Here is a 17,429-nt window from a genome sequence, read left to right as displayed (position 1 = left end):
TACCACAAATCCCTTATAAAGTGTAATAAAACGTAATGACCGCCGCGTACCTTCCGCCGCTAAAGGCCTGTCAGAAGCCAGTATTTACAGATCTGATGCGTGGATCCGGCTCTTGCTCTGTCACCATTTTGCGGCAGAGCAATGCTGCAAAAAAGGTGTTTTCCGTCTGTTTCACAAGCCCGAAAAACACCTCTTTTATTCTTATCATCTATGGTCCATTATGACCTTTCAAGGCAAATGCCGGCGATGGTTACGGCTGCCAGTGCAAGACGCATCCCTCTGCATCTGCAGCCCCCTGCCTCTTTAGATCGCAGCTGTTACCTTCTTAAGCCACTCCTTCTCATCCCCTTCCAGATAAGGGCTGATTTTCTCATACACCTGTGCGTGGTATGTGTTAAACAGTTCCACATCCCTCTCTGTCATAAGGCTCTTATCTACTGCATCTACATCAATGGGGACAAATGTCAGGAACTCAAATTTCATAAACTGACCATACTCATTTTTCTCATCCTTTACACAGAGGATCAGATTTTCCGTCCGGATTCCATGCTTACCTTCAATATAAAGCCCCGGCTCATCAGAGGTAATCATTCCTTCCTCCAAAATACCATTGTCATGACGCTCCGGCACCATTTTATAGCGGATGCCGTTGGGACGCTCATGGACATTCAGCAGATATCCCACACCATGCCCTGTTCCATGGTCAAAGTTCAGTCCCCGGCTCCAGAACGGCTCTCTTGCCACATAATCCAGGCTCAGGCCCCGACAGCCATATAAGAATCTCACCGCCTGCAGCCGCAGCATACTGATAAGCACCAGGGTAAAGTGCTCTTTTTCCTCTTCTGTAAGTTCTCCCAGAGAAATGGTTCTGGTAATGTCCGTAGTTCCCTCATAATACTGACCGCCGGAATCTACCAGATAAAAGCTCCTTGGCTCTAACATGGTGTTGCTCTCCTCTGTAGCCGAATAATGGCACATGGCCGCATTGGAGCCGTAAGCAGAAATGGTGCCAAAGCTGGGCTCCAGATATCCCTCCTGTTCCTTTCTGAAACTTTCCAGCTTCTCCTGGGCGCTGATCTCACTGACAGGCTCCTTCCCTATCTGATGCTTCAGCCAATAAATAAACCGGGTCACAGCCACTCCATCCTTGATATGGGCCTTTTTCTCATTCTCCACTTCCACGGGATTCTTTTCCGCTTTCGCCTGAGAGGTGGGATTCATCTGGTCAATGATTTCATTCTTCCCGTCCATGGCCTGGTACAGCGCATAATTTCCCCGCTCCTTCTCAAACAGTACCTTCTCTCCCTGAAGCGCTCCTGCCTCCTTATAAATATCATTATAAGGCAGAACCTTCACACCCAAGCCATTCAGGTATTCCCGGATACGGCCGTCCAGCACCTTCTCATTGATAAACAGCCTTACCTCGTCCATAGTCACCATCACATAGGACAGAACCACCGGATTGTAGGCAATATCATTTCCCCGGATGTTTAAAAGCCATGCGATATCATCCAGTGAAGTCAGAACATGAACGGTGGCATGAACCTTCTCCATTGTTTTTCTCAGCTTTGCAATTTTATCTGCCGCTGCTTTTCCGGCGTATTTTTCCTCCAGTACCCAGGCTGGCTCTGCGGACAATTCCGGACGATCCTCCCAGATCATTCCCACCAGATCCTCGGTGCAGGCGATACGGGCATTTTTATCCTTTAGACTCTTTTCCAGTCCCAGCCCTGTCCGGGAATTCACTACTCGGCCGTCAAAGCCCAGGCAGCCGCCCCTGGGCACATGAGTTTCCAGATATTCAGAAACGGAAGGTACACCCTCCTGCCCCATTTTCATCATTTTCACCTGCGTTCCCTTTAGCTGTGCAGCTGCCTGAACAAAATACCGGCCGTCCACCCACAGGCAAGCCTCATCCATGGTAACAACTGCCGTACCCGCAGAACCCGTAAAACCGGTGAGAAACTTTCTGCAGGTAAAATGATCTCCCACATATTCAGATTCATGAAAATCCGCTGTAGGAACAAGATATGCATCCATCTGGCGCTCTCTCATTTTTTCGCGTAAATGTTCCATTCTCTCATCAATTATATGCATTTTTCTTCCTCCTCTGCTGCGTATAATATCAGTATTTTTCATCTTTGCAGCCGTTTTCTGCCGCCTGCGTTCTGATCTGCACCGATATTACGCCTTTCTCAGCGCATCCGCAATGGCCGCGCCGATTCCTTCATTATACGTCGGTTGAGCCCGCATTGCAAATGACATCTGCTCCGCTGTCAGACCATTTGCAATTGCCGTTGCAATTTCTCCAATCATATCCGTCGCACGGGGACACATCATCTGAGCGCCCACAATAGTATTACTGTAGGCCTCAAACACCAGCTGAATAAAGCCGTCCTGTTCTCCGGAAATGATAGACCGTCCATTTTCCTCCATGGAAAAATGGCCGCAGCGCACTTTAAGCCCCCGCTTTCCTGCCTCTTCCTCTGTCAGTCCCACCGTCGCTATCTCTGGATCTGTATAAATACAGTTAGGCACAATGGGAAGGGGAACAAACATCCCGGTGGGTACTGCCTGCAGCTGTATGGAATGAGGCCGTCCGGCAATTTTTTCTACCACATAGGTTCCCTGGGCTGCTGCCACATGGGCCAGCTGAATTTCTGCGCACACATCACCGATAGCATAGACTCCCGGCTCGCTCGTCTCAAAATCCGCAGATACGGCAATCCTTCCATCCTTCTTTTCAAGGTTCACATCCGTGCCGCATAACCCCTCTGTATCCGGCCGCCGTCCAATGGCCATCAGCACCTGCCCGGCCCTTGTACGCACTGGTTCACTGCCGTCATTGGGGGTGATCACACAATTCAGTCCATTCTCCCCCTGGGTCAGTTCTGTCACCGTAGAATCACAGTAGACGTGAATTCCTTTTCTGCAAAGCACACGTTCCAGGGCAGCAGACATCACATCATCCATAGGGGCCATCAGATGTTTTTTCTTCTCCACAATGGTCACATGAGAGCATAAGTTATTAAACAGAGTGGCAAACTCCACAGCGATCACTCCGCCGCCCATTACCGTCAGCCGGTCAAAATTCCAGCTTTGAGCGGCCAGCAGCCGATCACTGTTCCACACCCCCGGCAGATCCGCGCCAGGAATAGAACTCATCACCGGTGCTGCTCCCGCCGCCAGGATCACGTTCTTTCCCTCATAGAACTCCCTTCCCCCTTCTGCCAGTTCTACTTCTACCGTCCGATCCCTGCGCAGCGTTCCCTTCCCATAGATGACTTCTACTTTGCAGGTTTCAAACAGCCTCTCAATACCATTCCGGTACTTATCCACAGCTGTCTTCTTATAAGACTGCATTTTCCCAAAATCAAAGAAAATACCATCCGCAGACACGCCAAATTCACCGCAGTTCTGCATCATGCGGAACATCCCTGAAGCATAAAGCAGCGCCTTGGCAGGAATACAACCTCGGTTTACACAGGTTCCTCCCACCCTTTTTTCCTCAATTACAGCCACCTTAAGCCCCAGTTTCGCCGCCTTGAGGGCCGCTGTATATCCTCCAGGCCCTGCTCCGATCACTACCACATCCAGTTTTTTGGCCATTGCTCTTCTCCCTATATCCACCCAAAATGACGGCAGGCGTTCCACACGCCGTCCTGATCCACCGCATCTGTCACATAATCCGCTATTGTCTTTAATTCCTCCACCGCATTTCCCATTGCAATCCCGGTTCCTGCCAGCGAAACAATCTCATAATCATTCATGCTGTCTCCAAATGCTGCCGTCTGCCCCAGCTCCATTCCATAGTATTGACAGAGCCTCTTTAGCCCCTCTGCCTTGGAGGCTTCCTTTTCCACCACATCGGCCCCCATTTTCCCGGAAAACAAGGGAAACTTAAATTCAGGAAAATGGGCTTCCAGTTCCGCCACATTCTCCGGTCCGCCCACATATACCAGGGTACGCACCGGCATTTCCATCAGTTTCCACGGATCCTCAAAGCGCCGGCTGGTCTCTCCCCAGCGGAGCAGATCCATCCGCTCCACAACCTCAGGCGCAGTATAGTAATCGCCGTTCTCCATACTTACTCCAAGAGCAATTCCCCGTTCCTCACCATAGGCCAGAAGGCGGCGCAGACGTTCTTTGTCCATAATATGCTCATACAGTGTCTTTCCCTTGACAGTTACCCTGGTGCCATTCATATGGATGATTGCATCCGGCCGGATCTGATCCCTGTACTCCACACTTAACGCCAGATCCATGTTGCGTCCGCTGCCCACCACGATCACACTGTCCCGCCGCAAAAGTTCTACCGCCTCCATAGCGCTCTCTGGTATCTTCCACGTCTTATGATCCAAAAGCGTCATATCAAGATCAAAGCTGACAATTCTTTTCTTCTCTCTTTCCATCTTAAATGTCCTTTCCCACTTCAGGCCTCCTTATGCCGTGCCTGTTTCATCATCCCCCGTTAAACATACTGTTTTTGAAATAATTTGTAACTATTCAGCCATGCGTCAATATGTGCTGTAAGCTGGCTTGCATAAGTAAATTTCTCTACAAATTGACATATAGCTGAATAATTACAATAATTTCAATTTTTTTCAAAATAGGGCTTTTCAAAACAAAAAAATTATGCTATACTACAATAGTTAGTTCAACAACGGAGTATGGCGTAGCTTGGTAGCGCGCTCGGCTGGGGGCCGAGAGGTCGCAGGTTCAAATCCTGTTACTCCGATTTTTATTAAATCAAGGGTTTCTGGTGTTTCATTTCACCAGAAACTTTTTGTTTACTGACGATTACCTTTTTCTTTTTGATTACCATCCCTCCCCGGTTTCTTACCTGTATGCTGCCGCGCTATTTCTTCTCGTATCATATTTTCATACGGTTCCTGTAAATACAGCATATCTATCTTACCATGAGCCTCAAGAGATTGCAACATTTCCATCATGGAACCCATGACAAACCCACAAATGAACACTTGCCATCATAACCGTGACAAAAAAAGCACGAACAACTGTTTAATCCGTGCTTTCACTCATTAACTTACATTTTTCAAACCACTACAAACTGTTTTCAAAGGCCAGTAGCCACTCCACATCCTCCGCAATGCCCTCACAGTCATCCGCTGTCTCCATGCCGTATTCCACTACCAGGTCGGCCTGAGGGGTATATTTCCTAAACCAGGTCAGGAAGCTGCCAAAATCCAAGGTTCCGTCCTCAATTCGCCTGTGATTATCATGAACTCCGTCATTATTGTGAAGATGGTACGCCACAATCTGTCCCCGAAGACGTTCCATAACATTACACAGGTTCCACCCATTGGCGTGGGTATGTCCGATGTCTATGAGCACCGGGTACTTTTCCGTCTGGCACAAAGAAACAAACTCATTCTCGTCCAGCAGCATATTATTCCGATCCATGACCCCTGCATTCTCCACGGCCACCGGTATTCCAGAGGGGCGAAACAGTTCCTCCACCCTGCGGTAATTCATGCAGGAATCCCTGATCATCCTCTCCTTATCCCTGACAACGCAGTTATTGTGATGGAAAACCATATAACGGCTATTAAGCCTCTCTGAATATTGAAGTGTCTGCACCACCAGCTCCATAGTATATTCATACTCTGCGGATCCCTGAAGTGCTGAATGCTCTGCCTTGTAATAGGGACCGTGAAAACTAATGGGAACATGGCTCAGAATGTCCATGCTCCCCTCTAGTAGGGAGGCAAATATCTGCTGATGGAACATAGGAAATACTTCCACCCCCACCTGTCCCTTCCATTTAGCCACATATGACAGGACTCTCTTAAATTCCTCCGCCTTATACATATTGGTACTGATGAGCAAAGCCATTGTCCTTTTCTCCCTTCTTCCTGACCCCATTCTGAACTATATACGGCTCCTTGGCGGCCCTTAACTGCTCAGGATAACCCAGAGAAATCTGGGTATCCCTGTCAAAGAGATGCATTTTGTCAAAATCCAATTGAATGAATATTCTTTCTCCCGGAGCCGGGATATCTCCGTCACTCACTGCGATCAACTCCATATTATCCATATGTACATACACACCGTACCGGTTACCATAATCCTCCACATATTTTACAATTCCCTCCAGAGTATTATCCTGATGCCTACGCAGCAAAACCATGTGCTCTGGACGGATTCCCAGGAACAAACGATCAGACTCATTATGTGAAGCTAATCTGGACCACATATCCGGCAGACAGATTACCTGTTTTCCAATCACCAGTGTTCCCTTGGTATAGGATGCCTCTACAATATTCATGGAAGGGGATCCAATGAACTTTGCAGTAAATACATTTGCGGGACGGTTATATACATTAGAGGGAGTATCCAGCATCTGCATTTTCCCCTCGTACATAAGAGCAATGCGCTGTCCCACGGTCATGGCCTCAATCTGATCATGGGTTACATATACAAGGGTCTGATGATACCTCTCATGGATTTTCACCAGCTCTTTCCGTGCCCGCAGCCTAAGCTGGGCATCTAGGTTGGAAAGTGGTTCGTCCAGAAGGAAATAATCCGAACGTTTCACCACTGCCCTGGCCAGCGCTACCCTCTGGCGCTGGCCGCCTGAGAGATCCTTGGGTTTACGATCCTCCAAGCCCTTCAAGTCCAGCATATCCAGAACCTCTAAAAGCCGAGACTTTATCTCTGATGGATCCATCTTGTGGGCTTTTAAGCCATAAATGATATTATTCTGCACTGTCATATGAGGGAACAAAGCATAATTTTGAAATACCATGGACACATTCCTCTCCCCACAAGGTACATTGTTTACCAATCTGTCATTCATATAGAGATTTCCCCCGCTAAGTTTCTCTAAACCCGCAATCATTCGCAGGGTGGTTGATTTGCCGCACCCGGAAGGTCCCAATAGAATCAGACGCTCTCCTTCCCTGATTTCCATACTCAGATCCTTAACGATTACATTACTGTCATAAGCCTTTACTACATGGTCAAATACTATGTTTTTCATTTATTTCTCCTTATCAGACTTCCAAAACTGCAAATTCCCCTTACCCCTTAATGCCCGACATGGCAAAGGTATTGATGATATATCTCTGAAAGAGGATATACAATGTCAGCGGAACAATCATGGTCATAACCGAAACAGCCATTGCTATGGTAAACTCTGTTCCTCCCTCTGCACTTATATACATCTGCAAGGCCAACGACAGAGTGTAATTCTCCTTGCTTTTCAGTATAAGAACCGGCCACACATACTCGTTCCAGGAATTGATGAAAAAAATGATTCCCGTGGAAATAATGGAGGGCCGTACCAATGGTATAATGATATCCTTCATGATTTTCAGATTCTTCACATTTTCCATCTTTGCCGCTTCAATAAGAGCCCTGGGAATTCCCCGCATGGATTGGCGCAGGAGAAATATTCCCAGCACATCGGCCAACTGGGGCAGAGCAACACCCCATATTTTGTCACTAAGACCGATTTTGGAAATCATAAGATAGTTGGGAATCATTGTAACGGTAAATGGTATGAACATAGTAGACAGCATGATAAAGTACAGAATTCCCTTCCCCTTAAAATCGAAATAAACAAAGGAATACGCAGCAAACAGGCTGGTAACCGTCTTAAAAATAGTTACAGTGGCAACAATCAAAAATGTATTCAGTGTAATCCTCAAAAAGGGGAGCTTACTAAATACATGGAGATAGTTCTCCACTGTGGGCCTAGCCGGGATAATCTCAAATACTGTATTGAAGGCATCCTGCATGGATTTAAAGGAATTGGACACAGCAAACACAATGGGGATCAGCATGAGAAACACAGCACACAAAAGAAGAAGGTGCCATCCCAGCTGCATTTCTTTAATTTTCATAATATACCCCCTTTTCCACAAACCTGAATTCCAGCAACAACAGCGCGATAAACAGCACCATGGTAATCACTGATACGGCTGATGAAGTGCCCGTACGGTACAGGGTAAATGCCTCATGGTAAGACATATATATTAAGTTTGAACTGGCGTAGTTTGGGCCACCCTGAGTCACCACTTTGATGGGTGTAAATACATACTGAAGTCCCTGTACAATGGTAATTATAAACACGTAGATTCCCGTAGCCGAACTCATGGGAACCACCATGTCGCGAAATATTTTCCACAAAGGAATGTTGTCCAGTCTGGCTACCTCAATTACTTCTGTGGATACACCGGATACACCTGCCAATATGATGATGAAATTATAGCCAAATACCTTCCATGAGGTAATTACACTCAGCACTGCGATTACCCATCCCTCCGCCTTGGACCAAAAGGGAAGTGTCAGGCCAAAATGCTTTAATATAATGGCCACTGGACCGGAAATCGGATTCAAAATCCAAATATACAGGATGGATCCCACCACCAGGGATATAACACTGGGCAGAAAAAAAAGCGCTTTATAAACCCCCTTTCCCCTCTTGATCACAGCTGACAGAATAAAAGAAAGGATATAGGGCAACACAAAATTCAGCACTAAAAGCACAAGAATATACACAACCGTATTGCCTGCAATCTTCCAGGAATTCGGATCCTTAAAAATAGCCGTATAATTAGCCAGACCCACAAACTTTTTTACCGGTTTAACCATATTCCACTCAAAAAAGCTGAGATAAACTGTATAAAACAAAGGATAAAACATGAACACTGCAAACACTGCCAGGGATGGCACAAGAAACAGGTATCCCAGCAATGTCTGCTTTTTTTCTTCCTGATTCAATCTAATTTTACCTCCATAAAGGGGCAGATACCCCCATATATTCCAGAGATACCCGCTCCAGTTTATTGTAAGGACTGCGGCTATTGTAGTTCCCATTCAAATTACAAGCCAGGTACTGTGCCGCCTCCAACCAGTTACTGTGCTGACAGCAGTTGGTTGATGGCATCCTGTGTTGCCTTCATTCCATACTCTGCAGTGACCTGTCCGCCCAAAATCTGATCCCTCATATCTAAAAGCATCTGCTCTGCCTGAAGGCCTGCATCTCCTGGGAACGCCGTCCACGGAACAACTCCGTCCATTTGCTCGATAGCTGCGTTCATCATCTTGTTCTCAGCAAGAAATGTCTTAAGTCCGTTCTCAGCTCCGGCCACATCTTTTCTTGGAGGAACATAGCCAGTTCCTTCTGTCCAAGCTGCCATGGATTCCACACTGTAAAGGAACTTTTCAAATTCCCATGCCGCCTTGATCTGATCGTCACCCTGAGCCGTGATAGCCAGAAAACATCCGCCTGCTGGAACCATGCGCTCCTTGTCATTCCACAGAGGAGATTTTACAGTTGCCACATCAAACTGCGCCCCCTTCTGTACGGAAGCCCTTCTGGCAATGGTGGTGTAAAGCATGGCGCAGTTACCATCAATAAAGCTCTGGCAGCCTTCCTCCCAAGAAATATGTAAAGCAGTCTGATCCTTTACCATATCAGCCAGCAATTGCATGGCTGCAATTCCATCCTCCGTAGCAAAGGAAGCCTCTTTTTTACCTTCCCCATTGGTGGTCAGCATCTTAGCGCCGCTGCTTTCAATCAAACCCTGCTGTGCCCAGAAATCCGCTGGCTCCTGCATATAAAATCCATATTTTCCAGTTTTTTCCTTAATGATCTTTGCAAACTCACTGACCTCCTGCCAGGTGGTGGGGCCATTTTCAGGAAGTCCTGCCTCTCTTAAAATGTCCTTATTGATGTAAAGGACTGGATTACTTAATGAATATGGGATGCCCACCTGTGAACCCTCACTGTTTACAGCCAGTTCAAGGATATTGGGAAGAAATTTGTCTTGAAGGAAACTTGCTTCCTCCTTGTCAAACTTGTCAATCGCTTCCTGAGGGGGCACATAGGAGAAGTTATTAGAAAAATAATCCAGGAATGCCCATCCAATCTGCACCAGAGCCGGAGAATTGCCGGCTGCCGCCTCTGCCTGAAGATTCTGCATCAGCCCCTTATACATATCCGGGTTATATTTTGCCACTACCTGGATGTGGTCATTACTTTCGTTAAATTGCCTAACCAGCTCGTCTACCACCAATCCTCCCTGTGTTTCCGCATTACAATGCCAATATTCGATTACTGTTTTCTCTCCAGTTGAACTGTTTACTTCCGCATTTGCTTCTGTATTGTTCTCTGCCTTATTTCCTGTCTGGTTTTCCCCCTCCACACTGGTCTGTCCCTTAGATAAACCTGCAGTATCCTGGATGCTGTTTCCTGGCGCAGCCGCACCGCAGCCTGATAATATAGCCATTGAAACTGCCATGGCCAACGCCATCAAAGATTTTACACTTCTTTTCATTACTCCATTCCTCCTAATCATTCTAAGTATGTTCTTTAATCTTAAAGAATAAATGTAAATTTCGGAAGATGAATTTCGTAAAATCTTTGCAGGAATTTGTAAAGTACCAAAAATAAATCTGATCGTATCCTGTTGGCTGAATATCCCTAAGTGCGTCGGATATGTATGACGTTCTTCTTATGTACAAACGGATTGAAATGCAGTTTAATCAACAGCATCAACTGATTATTTCCCCTGATTATATTTTTATTTTCTCACAGTCAAAAGCTGCGGCCGACGCATAAATGCGCCAGCCGCAGCCTCTTTTCACAGAATTTTCCCGCTTGTCGCTGTATTTACAGGAAAACTCCTCCTTATTTTGTTTTCCAGATTCCATCCATCTCAAGCCGCCATGCAAACTGACATTCTCTCATCCCATCAATCCCGACTCCGTATCATTCTCTTTTAGTCAAAAAAGCTGATCGCCTTGCAGGGTGTTCTGTAATTGGCCGGCGCGTAGCAGATACCGGTCGCGGGGTTGCTGGCATGGATAATCTTTCCGTCCCCCACATAAATCCCCACATGGTTGATGTAGTCGCCGCCGGCATAAAAGAGCAGATCTCCCGGCTGTACCTCGTTCACAGAGATGGTTTTTCCCTTTCCTGCCTGTTCCCGCGAACTTCTCCCGGTGCTGATGCCAAAATGGGAAAATACGCTCATAACGAAACCGGAACAATCCGCTCCGTTTGTAAGGCTTGTCCCGCCATATACATAAGGATTGCCCAAAAACTGTTTGGCATATGCCACCACGGCGTTGCGTGAGGCGGATACTACCTTGGAGCTGTCCTCATTCCCTGCTGACGGGCCATTGGAATCGGTCTGAGTATTCTTTGCTACATCTTCAGGCTTTGAAACAACAGGAGCGGCTACATTTTCCTGAGTGCCCTTTTCCGGGTTGGCCTCAATAACCGGGATCCCGGAGCTGGTCTTTTTGGAAGCGGAGGAAAATCCGCTGTCCTGCTGCTGGGCCTTTGCCTGCTCCAGAGCCTGGATCGCCGCGTCAGCCTCTTTCTGGGCCTGAGCCTTTTCCTCTGCCTGAGCCTGCTCTTCTTCCGTGGATACAGCCTCCTTAAACTCGGTTTCTGTTTCTATGTACTCTTTGGACACATACCCCTCCAGATCCGTGTCCACAGCTACCTTATAAAAATCCCCTTCCTGTCCCGTAACTGAGCATATGGCGCCCTGAGATAAAAGGGTCAGTGTCCTTCCGTTTAAATCAGGAGTTTCCCGCAGACGTACAGTCGTCGCGCCTTTTATGGTGCCGTAGGTGTGCCCCACCTCTTTTGCTTTTGCAGCGGCTGCCTCTCCTGTAACGAAATACTCGGCCTTGATATAGCCGGTAACAGAGCCGGAACGGATCTTATACCACTGTCCGCCCTCCCCCTCCACGGTTTCCAAAATCTCAGCCGCACAGTCATTGTTGATCTTGCCCACAACAGTGCTGGAGGTATTGGCCTCTGTGCGGATATTAACAGAACCGCTTACCCTGGAAACAGCAATATTTTCATATCCCGGAGCTCCCAGCGCGGTAAATGCGCCTGCCAGCGTGCACAGACTGCCGATGATCAGTACCTTCTTCCATGTTTTCATCTGATTTTTATCCTCCTAATGGGCTGCAAGATAGCGCTCTGCGCTGGTCACCGCATTGGCCCCGTCTGCAGCGGCTGTGATGATCTGTCTGAGTCCCTTTGTTCTCACATCTCCTGCCGCAAAAATACCCGGAGCAGAGGTAACGCCGTCCTCACCCGCCTTAATGTATCCATGCTCCATATCAACCAGCCTTGCAAAAGCCCCGCTCTCCGGCGAGATTCCCACAGCAATAAATACACCCTGGAGAGGCAGTTCACGCTGTTCGCCGGTTTTTACATTTGTCAGCTTCAGCTTTTCTACGGCGTTTCCTCCTTCGATGGAATCTGCTACTGTATCCCAGAGAACCTCCACATTTTCAAGAGCAAACAGGCTTTCCTGAAGACTCTTTGCCGCCCGCAGTTCATCTCTTCTGTGGATCAGATATACCTTGCTGCACATTCTTGCCAGGAAAATGGCGTCCTCTACGGCAACATCTCCTCCGCCGATGACAGCAGCTGTCTTATTGCGGAAGAAAGCGCCGTCGCAGGTAGCGCAGTAGGAAACACCTGTTCCTGCAAACTTCTCCTCACCTGGAATCCCCAGCTTTCTGTGGATGGCTCCCGTAGCAAGAATAAGTGTCTTTGTCTCATAGGTATTTCCCTGGCAGATAACCCTTTTTACTGGTCCGTCCTGTATGGAAAGCACCTCTTCTTCTTTAAATTCAGCGCCCAGACGGTCCGCATGCTCTCTGAGCTTCAGTCCCAGATCATATCCGCCGATGCCTGGAAGTCCAGGGTAGTTGTCTACCTCATAGGTCGTCAGTACCTGTCCGCCGCTTACCATGGCCTTTTCTAAAATAAGTGTATTCAGCCTTGCCCTCTGGGCATATACGGCTGCTGCCAGTCCCGCAGGACCGGAACCGATGATGATCAGATCGTATGGTTGAGTCATAAATTCTATTCCTTATCTCTATATGATTGATTTGTTGTTGGACAATTTTTTACATATTCTCTTTTATTATAACACAGATTACAAATTTGTTACAAAAAAAATTCTTACGATTCTGACGCCTCCCGCACTCCCCTTTATAAATATGTTTGCAGATGCCCGGACATGGTTTTACCGATCAAAATATGCTATAATAGTCTTGAAAGGCCCGCTGTTTTCAAAGGCGGGATCCGGAAAGGATGGTTTTGCATATGGCAAGAAAAACAGTATTAGTCACTGGCGCCTCCCGCGGTATCGGAAAGGCAATCGCAGTAAAATTTGCAAAAAAAGGATATAATGTGGCCATCAGCTGTGTGCACAGCAGGGATCGTCTCTTACAGACCCAGAAGGAGATCCAGAGCTATCAGGTTCCCTGTCTGGCTTATATGGGCGATATGGGCAATATGAAATGCTGTGAGGAATGGTTTGAGCAGGTAAAAAAGCAGTTTGGCGGGGCTGACGTACTGGTCAATAACGCCGGCATTGCCTACATCGGCCTTCTTCAGGATATGAGCTCTGACGACTGGGAAAAAATGCTTCATGTCAATCTGACCTCTGTTTTTAACTGCTGCAAGCTGGCCATCCCCTATATGGTACGCCAGAAGCAGGGCAAGATCGTCAATATTTCCTCCGTCTGGGGCGTGGCAGGCGCATCCTGCGAGGCAGCCTACTCAGCCACCAAGGGCGGCATCAACGCCCTGACAAAGGCCCTGGCAAAGGAACTGGCTCCCAGCGGCATCCAGGTAAACGCCGTAGCCTGCGGAGCCATTGACACAGAGATGAATCAGTGGCTGGAAGAGGAGGAACTGATTTCCCTGGTGGATGAAATCCCCGCAGGCCGCCTGGGGCGTGCCGAGGAGGTAGCTGACCTGGTCTATCATCTCAGCTATAAAGACTCCTATCTCACCGGTCAGGTCATCGGTCTTGACGGCGGCTGGATCTGATTGTTTTTCCACTTTCTCCCATTTCATTTTCCTTACAAAAGTTTACAAAAGGTTTACATCTATTGACCTTGGAGTTACTTCAGGGTATACACTTTTGGCATAAGGAATTGATCCGCAGTTCCGGTTTTACAGACTGGCAGCTGTAATCATAAGAATCAGGAGGAATGAATCTATGAAGAAGCGTTTTGCTATTGCGGCTCTGTCCCTTGCTCTTACAGCAGGCAGCGCCATGACATCTCTGGCAGCAGGTTTTGTCGGCACCCCCCAGGGTGTGAAATATCAGTGGGGCGACGGTTCCTACTGCACCAACAACTGGGTACAGTACAAAAATCACTGGTTTTACTTTGGCAACGACCAGCTGATGCGTACTGGCTGGATCCAGAGAGACGGCACTTGGTACTATGCAGCAAATACAGGCGAACTCCAGGGCGGCCTGATGAAGATCAACGGCAACGTATATTACTTTGACAGCAACAGCTGCAAGATGCAGACCGGTGTCCGTGAAATCAACGGCCAAAACCATGAATTTACAGAAAATGGAACCACCGATGGCGGTCCATATGTTTATACCGAGTGGAACAGCGACGGATCCATCCGCAGAGGAACCAAGTACGGCGTTCGTTAATATTATGTAACGATCCATCATCCGCATAGACAAAATCCCCGCCTGGGGACCGGGAAATACCCTGTGATATATTCCGGTACCCAGGCGGGGATTTTTTATTTTCCAGCAGAATTGCTTTTCAGTTCACCAGCCCATTCAAAGCCCTTTTTCGCAAGAATCACAGCCAGGATTTCATTGATCACAGCCGCAGCCGCGATCGTCCCCTGAATGATTCTGGCACACTCAGGAGCAGGTGCGCTCAGTACAGAAACAGCAATCCCGGTAAAAACAAGCGAAACACCCGAATGAGGCAGGAGTGTAAATCCCAGAAATTTTTTAACGGTCTCAGGTGATTTTGTGATGCCTGCGCCAAAATACGCTCCGCAATATTTTCCCAGTGCTCTCGCCACAATATAGATCACTGTAAAAAGGCCGGCTCCCATAATTAAATGGTAATCCAGCGGAGCGCCCAGATTCAGAATCACAAGAATCATGGATATTCCAAGAAACGGATTAAAAACGCGCATGATCTCTTCCAGCCTTTCCTCTGTAACCATATTGGAAAACGCGGCAGAAAATGCCATACCGATCAGCATAAAATTTAAAACCGGCTTTGGCATCACCAGATCATTAAATATAAATCCCACGCCTGACGCAATCAGAATATTCAGTATCAGGAGCAAAAGCGTACCCCTGGAGCTTCTCTCTTTTTTCAGGAACAAGCCTGCTAACAGCCCGGCTGCAGCCCCTATAACCAAAGGCAGTATTACAACCAGGGCGATCATATATGCCGGAAGCTCTCCGGCGGAAAGGTTTCCTGCAACAATCGCCACCGTCGTAAAAAAAACGATGCAGCCCACAATATCGTCCAGCGCCGCCATGGGAATCAGGGTATTCGTCACCGGCCCGTCCGCCTTAAACTCCCGCACAATAGACAATGCCGGAGCAGGAGCCGTTGCCAGGGCAATGCCGCCAAACAAAAAGGCCAGATACAGCGGAATATCCTGAAGATAAAATACGATTCCGAATACAAGAGATACGAACAGGAAGGTTCCAATGGATTGTGTAAATGTTGTAATCACAATCGCCTTGCCCGAACGCTTTATCTTGCTCCACACAAGCTCAGTACCAATCATAAGACCCACGGCACATTCTAAAATATGCACGATGGTCTGATACCACTGAGCATCCAGGATCTGATGATCCATGAGCGAAAGTGCATGAGGCCCCAAAACCATCCCCGCAATCAGCCATCCCAGAATAGACGGCAGTTTAAATTTTGATATGAGCTTACCCGCCAGAAATGCAAGTATAACCGCTGCCAGCAGCCTTATAAACAGAATGATCAATTTTCTCTTCCTCCCTGTCATTTTATTATAGTTTTTATTGCGGCCTTATTTTTCCGTCCGTTCTCCACGATTCTTTTTTGCGACCCCATAAAGCATTATATCCAAAATTTTAGAAAGATTTTCTTCATGGTATTCTGCCAATGCATGGATATCCTCTTTCTCGCAGGACCTGCTTTGAAAATATCCGTTGAACATTTCAAGAAAAATCATAAAATACTCCATCGCCGCAGCTTCGGTTATCCCATCCCGCATCTCTGTCTGCTGTAATAACTCCCTGAAGCAATTTATGAAAAAATCATCATATTTCTGCCGGAGGGCGTGTATTTTTCTGCGAAGATGCTCCGGAGGCTGTACAACGGTATAAAAAAACAGATTGCAGCAGCAGGGATGTTCCCTGAAAAACTGCTGCCGCATATGGAACAGGTTCTGCAGGCTTTCCTGAATACCGTCTGCTTTATACTCCTGATTTTTAAAGTATTCTGTCATTTCATCAAAACATTCTTCCACACACTTGAGATATAGCTCATCCTTGTTCTTAAAATTGTGATATACAAGACCTTTTGAAATCTGTTTCTCATTACAAAGTGTGGTTATTGATGCATTATCATAGCTTTTTGTTCCAAATTCTTCCATTGCGGCGGCCATGATTCTTTCATAGGTACGTCTGGTCTTTTCCTCTTTCCGCATATAGGCATCTCCCCTCTCTTTTTTGAGCGGCTGACTCCCTCTTTAATATCAGCCAACACTTATTGACTATATAGTCAATAAGTGTATATTACCATTTATAGACCACATAGTCAATATTCATCTTACAGCTGACGCATAAAAAAGACATCTTCCAGTGTCTGACACTGAACGATGTCCATAGGTTCATATCATTTCTTCATACTCCATTCCGACCAGGGTCAGCCCTTTGGCCGGAGCAGTCGGGCCGGCTGCCGCCCGGTCTTTCGCTTCCAGGATCTCTGTGATCTTTTCCGGCGGAATCTGGCCCATTCCCACGCTTATAAGGGTTCCTGCAATGATCCGCACCATATTGTAGAGAAAACCGTTTCCACGAATACAGATGGTGATTATTCCATCGCCCTGACGGATCAGACGAAGTTCATAGATGGTCCGTACCGTATCCTTTACCTGGGTTCGGACATTGCAGAAACTCTTAAAATCGTGCTGCCCCACCAAGAGAGCCGCCGCCTGCTCCATTTTTCCAAGATCCAGATCAAAATAACAGAAATGGGCGTAGAGGCGCTCCATGGGCATTTCAATTTTTCGGTTTAAGATTTTATACTCATATGTTTTTATGCAGCTGCACCGTCTGGGATGCCAGTCAGGCGGCACTTCCTCTGAGGACTGAACGCGGATATCCCCTGGAAGGCGCTGATTTAAGGCCAGACAGATCCGATCTGCCGGCATACGGTGGCAGGTGTCAAAGACAGCCACATTTCCTCTGGCATGGACGCCGGAGTCGGTACGGCTGGCCCCGATCACCTCAATGGGTTCCCCCAGCAACTCTGTCAGTTTTTCATTTAAGATCTGCTCAATGGTGACGGCTCCCGGCTGCAGCTGCCAGCCGTGGTAGGCGGTGCCGTCGTATGCCACCCGCAGGCGGATCCGCTTTGTCATGTCATTT

At 47.4% G+C, this 17,429-nt stretch carries 15 protein-coding genes and 1 tRNA gene; 3 read left to right on the top strand and 13 right to left on the bottom strand.

What is annotated here, in order from left to right:
* Positions 1-303: 303 nt before the first annotated feature.
* The 3 genes from HW447_RS09020 to HW447_RS09010 all read right to left on the bottom strand — a co-directional run bounded on the left by HW447_RS09020 (position 304) and on the right by HW447_RS09010 (position 4,412).
* Positions 304-2,097: an aminopeptidase P family protein gene (locus HW447_RS09020; protein ID WP_176254975.1), complete on the bottom strand. Its 1,794-nt coding sequence runs from the start codon at positions 2,095-2,097 to the stop codon at positions 304-306.
* A gap of 87 nt (positions 2,098-2,184) precedes the next feature.
* Complete coding sequence (gene lpdA / locus HW447_RS09015) at positions 2,185-3,609, bottom strand: dihydrolipoyl dehydrogenase (protein WP_176254974.1); 1,425 nt, start codon at positions 3,607-3,609, stop codon at positions 2,185-2,187.
* Positions 3,610-3,620: 11 nt separating this feature from the next.
* A complete protein-coding gene (locus tag HW447_RS09010) occupies positions 3,621-4,412 on the bottom strand; it encodes an HAD-IIB family hydrolase (protein WP_176254973.1) in 792 nt (263 codons plus the stop codon).
* Between the two features lie 252 nt (positions 4,413-4,664).
* On the opposite strand from HW447_RS09010, the gene HW447_RS09005 reads away from it, so the two are divergent.
* Positions 4,665-4,738 (top strand) — tRNA-Pro (locus HW447_RS09005).
* 326 nt (positions 4,739-5,064) lie between these two features.
* Here the strand turns inward: HW447_RS09005 and HW447_RS09000 are convergent.
* From HW447_RS09000 to trxB, 7 genes are all read right to left on the bottom strand, one after another.
* A complete protein-coding gene (locus HW447_RS09000; RefSeq protein ID WP_176254972.1) occupies positions 5,065-5,856 on the bottom strand; it encodes a sugar phosphate isomerase/epimerase family protein in 792 nt (263 codons plus the stop codon).
* The gene (locus HW447_RS08995; protein ID WP_176254971.1) at positions 5,825-7,003 is read right to left on the bottom strand and encodes an ABC transporter ATP-binding protein; all 1,179 of its coding nucleotides are present in this window, start codon (positions 7,001-7,003) and stop codon (positions 5,825-5,827) included. The genes HW447_RS09000 and HW447_RS08995 overlap by 32 nt, the downstream gene beginning before the upstream one ends.
* 40 nt (positions 7,004-7,043) lie before the next feature.
* Entirely contained in the window at positions 7,044-7,868 is an 825-nt protein-coding gene (locus tag HW447_RS08990; protein WP_176254970.1) for a carbohydrate ABC transporter permease, read from the bottom strand.
* Positions 7,858-8,748 (bottom strand): carbohydrate ABC transporter permease, encoded by an 891-nt coding sequence (locus HW447_RS08985; protein WP_176254969.1) that lies wholly within the window; start codon positions 8,746-8,748, stop codon positions 7,858-7,860. The genes HW447_RS08990 and HW447_RS08985 overlap by 11 nt, the downstream gene beginning before the upstream one ends.
* A 134-nt stretch (positions 8,749-8,882) precedes the next feature.
* Positions 8,883-10,307: an ABC transporter substrate-binding protein gene (locus HW447_RS08980; RefSeq protein WP_176254968.1), complete on the bottom strand. Its 1,425-nt coding sequence runs from the start codon at positions 10,305-10,307 to the stop codon at positions 8,883-8,885.
* Positions 10,308-10,751: 444 nt separating this feature from the next.
* Entirely contained in the window at positions 10,752-11,936 is a 1,185-nt protein-coding gene (locus HW447_RS08975) for a C40 family peptidase (protein ID WP_176254967.1), read from the bottom strand.
* A gap of 15 nt (positions 11,937-11,951) precedes the next feature.
* Complete coding sequence (trxB, locus tag HW447_RS08970) at positions 11,952-12,866, bottom strand: thioredoxin-disulfide reductase (protein ID WP_176254966.1); 915 nt, start codon at positions 12,864-12,866, stop codon at positions 11,952-11,954.
* Positions 12,867-13,114: 248 nt separating this feature from the next.
* Between trxB and ymfI the strand changes: the two genes are divergently transcribed.
* Together ymfI and HW447_RS08960 are read left to right on the top strand one after the other, a co-directional pair.
* Positions 13,115-13,846: an elongation factor P 5-aminopentanone reductase gene (gene ymfI, locus HW447_RS08965; RefSeq protein WP_176254965.1), complete on the top strand. Its 732-nt coding sequence runs from the start codon at positions 13,115-13,117 to the stop codon at positions 13,844-13,846.
* Between the two features lie 172 nt (positions 13,847-14,018).
* Positions 14,019-14,471, top strand: coding sequence for a hypothetical protein (locus HW447_RS08960; protein WP_176254964.1), 453 nt, complete (start codon positions 14,019-14,021; stop codon positions 14,469-14,471).
* A 95-nt stretch (positions 14,472-14,566) separates the two neighbouring features.
* Here the strand turns inward: HW447_RS08960 and HW447_RS08955 are convergent, their stop codons facing one another.
* From HW447_RS08955 to truA, 3 genes are all read right to left on the bottom strand, one after another.
* Positions 14,567-15,799, bottom strand: coding sequence for a cation:proton antiporter (locus HW447_RS08955; RefSeq protein WP_176254963.1), 1,233 nt, complete (start codon positions 15,797-15,799; stop codon positions 14,567-14,569).
* Positions 15,800-15,844: 45 nt separating this feature from the next.
* On the bottom strand, positions 15,845-16,486 hold the full coding sequence (locus tag HW447_RS08950) for a TetR/AcrR family transcriptional regulator (RefSeq protein ID WP_176254962.1): 642 nt from the start codon (positions 16,484-16,486) through the stop codon (positions 15,845-15,847).
* Between the two features lie 183 nt (positions 16,487-16,669).
* Positions 16,670-17,422 carry a tRNA pseudouridine(38-40) synthase TruA gene (gene truA / locus HW447_RS08945; protein WP_176254961.1) on the bottom strand — a complete coding sequence of 251 codons (753 nt, stop codon included), beginning with the start codon at positions 17,420-17,422 and terminating at the stop codon, positions 16,670-16,672.
* Between the last annotated feature and the right edge of the window lie 7 nt (positions 17,423-17,429).

It is taken from the genome of Enterocloster alcoholdehydrogenati (assembly GCF_013282095.1).
In the GTDB taxonomy this organism is placed as follows: domain Bacteria; phylum Bacillota; class Clostridia; order Lachnospirales; family Lachnospiraceae; genus Enterocloster; species Enterocloster alcoholdehydrogenati.
This window is presented reverse-complemented; position numbering and strand designations above follow the sequence as displayed.

Bases quoted from the DNA above. Each gene is read 5' to 3' on its own strand.
- truA (WP_176254961.1), bottom strand. From the start codon at position 17,422: ATGACAAAGCGGATCCGCCTGCGGGTGGCATACGACGGCACCGCCTAC.
- HW447_RS08960 (WP_176254964.1), top strand. From the start codon at position 14,019: ATGAAGAAGCGTTTTGCTATTGCGGCTCTGTCCCTTGCTCTTACAGCA.
- HW447_RS08980 (WP_176254968.1), bottom strand. From the start codon at position 10,307: ATGAAAAGAAGTGTAAAATCTTTGATGGCGTTGGCCATGGCAGTTTCA.
- lpdA (WP_176254974.1), bottom strand. From the start codon at position 3,609: ATGGCCAAAAAACTGGATGTGGTAGTGATCGGAGCAGGGCCTGGAGGA.
- HW447_RS08995 (WP_176254971.1), bottom strand. From the start codon at position 7,003: ATGAAAAACATAGTATTTGACCATGTAGTAAAGGCTTATGACAGTAAT.
- ymfI (WP_176254965.1), top strand. From the start codon at position 13,115: ATGGCAAGAAAAACAGTATTAGTCACTGGCGCCTCCCGCGGTATCGGA.
- HW447_RS09020 (WP_176254975.1), bottom strand. From the start codon at position 2,097: ATGCATATAATTGATGAGAGAATGGAACATTTACGCGAAAAAATGAGA.
- HW447_RS09010 (WP_176254973.1), bottom strand. From the start codon at position 4,412: ATGGAAAGAGAGAAGAAAAGAATTGTCAGCTTTGATCTTGATATGACG.
- HW447_RS09000 (WP_176254972.1), bottom strand. From the start codon at position 5,856: ATGGCTTTGCTCATCAGTACCAATATGTATAAGGCGGAGGAATTTAAG.
- HW447_RS08990 (WP_176254970.1), bottom strand. From the start codon at position 7,868: ATGAAAATTAAAGAAATGCAGCTGGGATGGCACCTTCTTCTTTTGTGT.
- HW447_RS08950 (WP_176254962.1), bottom strand. From the start codon at position 16,486: ATGCGGAAAGAGGAAAAGACCAGACGTACCTATGAAAGAATCATGGCC.
- trxB (WP_176254966.1), bottom strand. From the start codon at position 12,866: ATGACTCAACCATACGATCTGATCATCATCGGTTCCGGTCCTGCGGGA.
- HW447_RS08975 (WP_176254967.1), bottom strand. From the start codon at position 11,936: ATGAAAACATGGAAGAAGGTACTGATCATCGGCAGTCTGTGCACGCTG.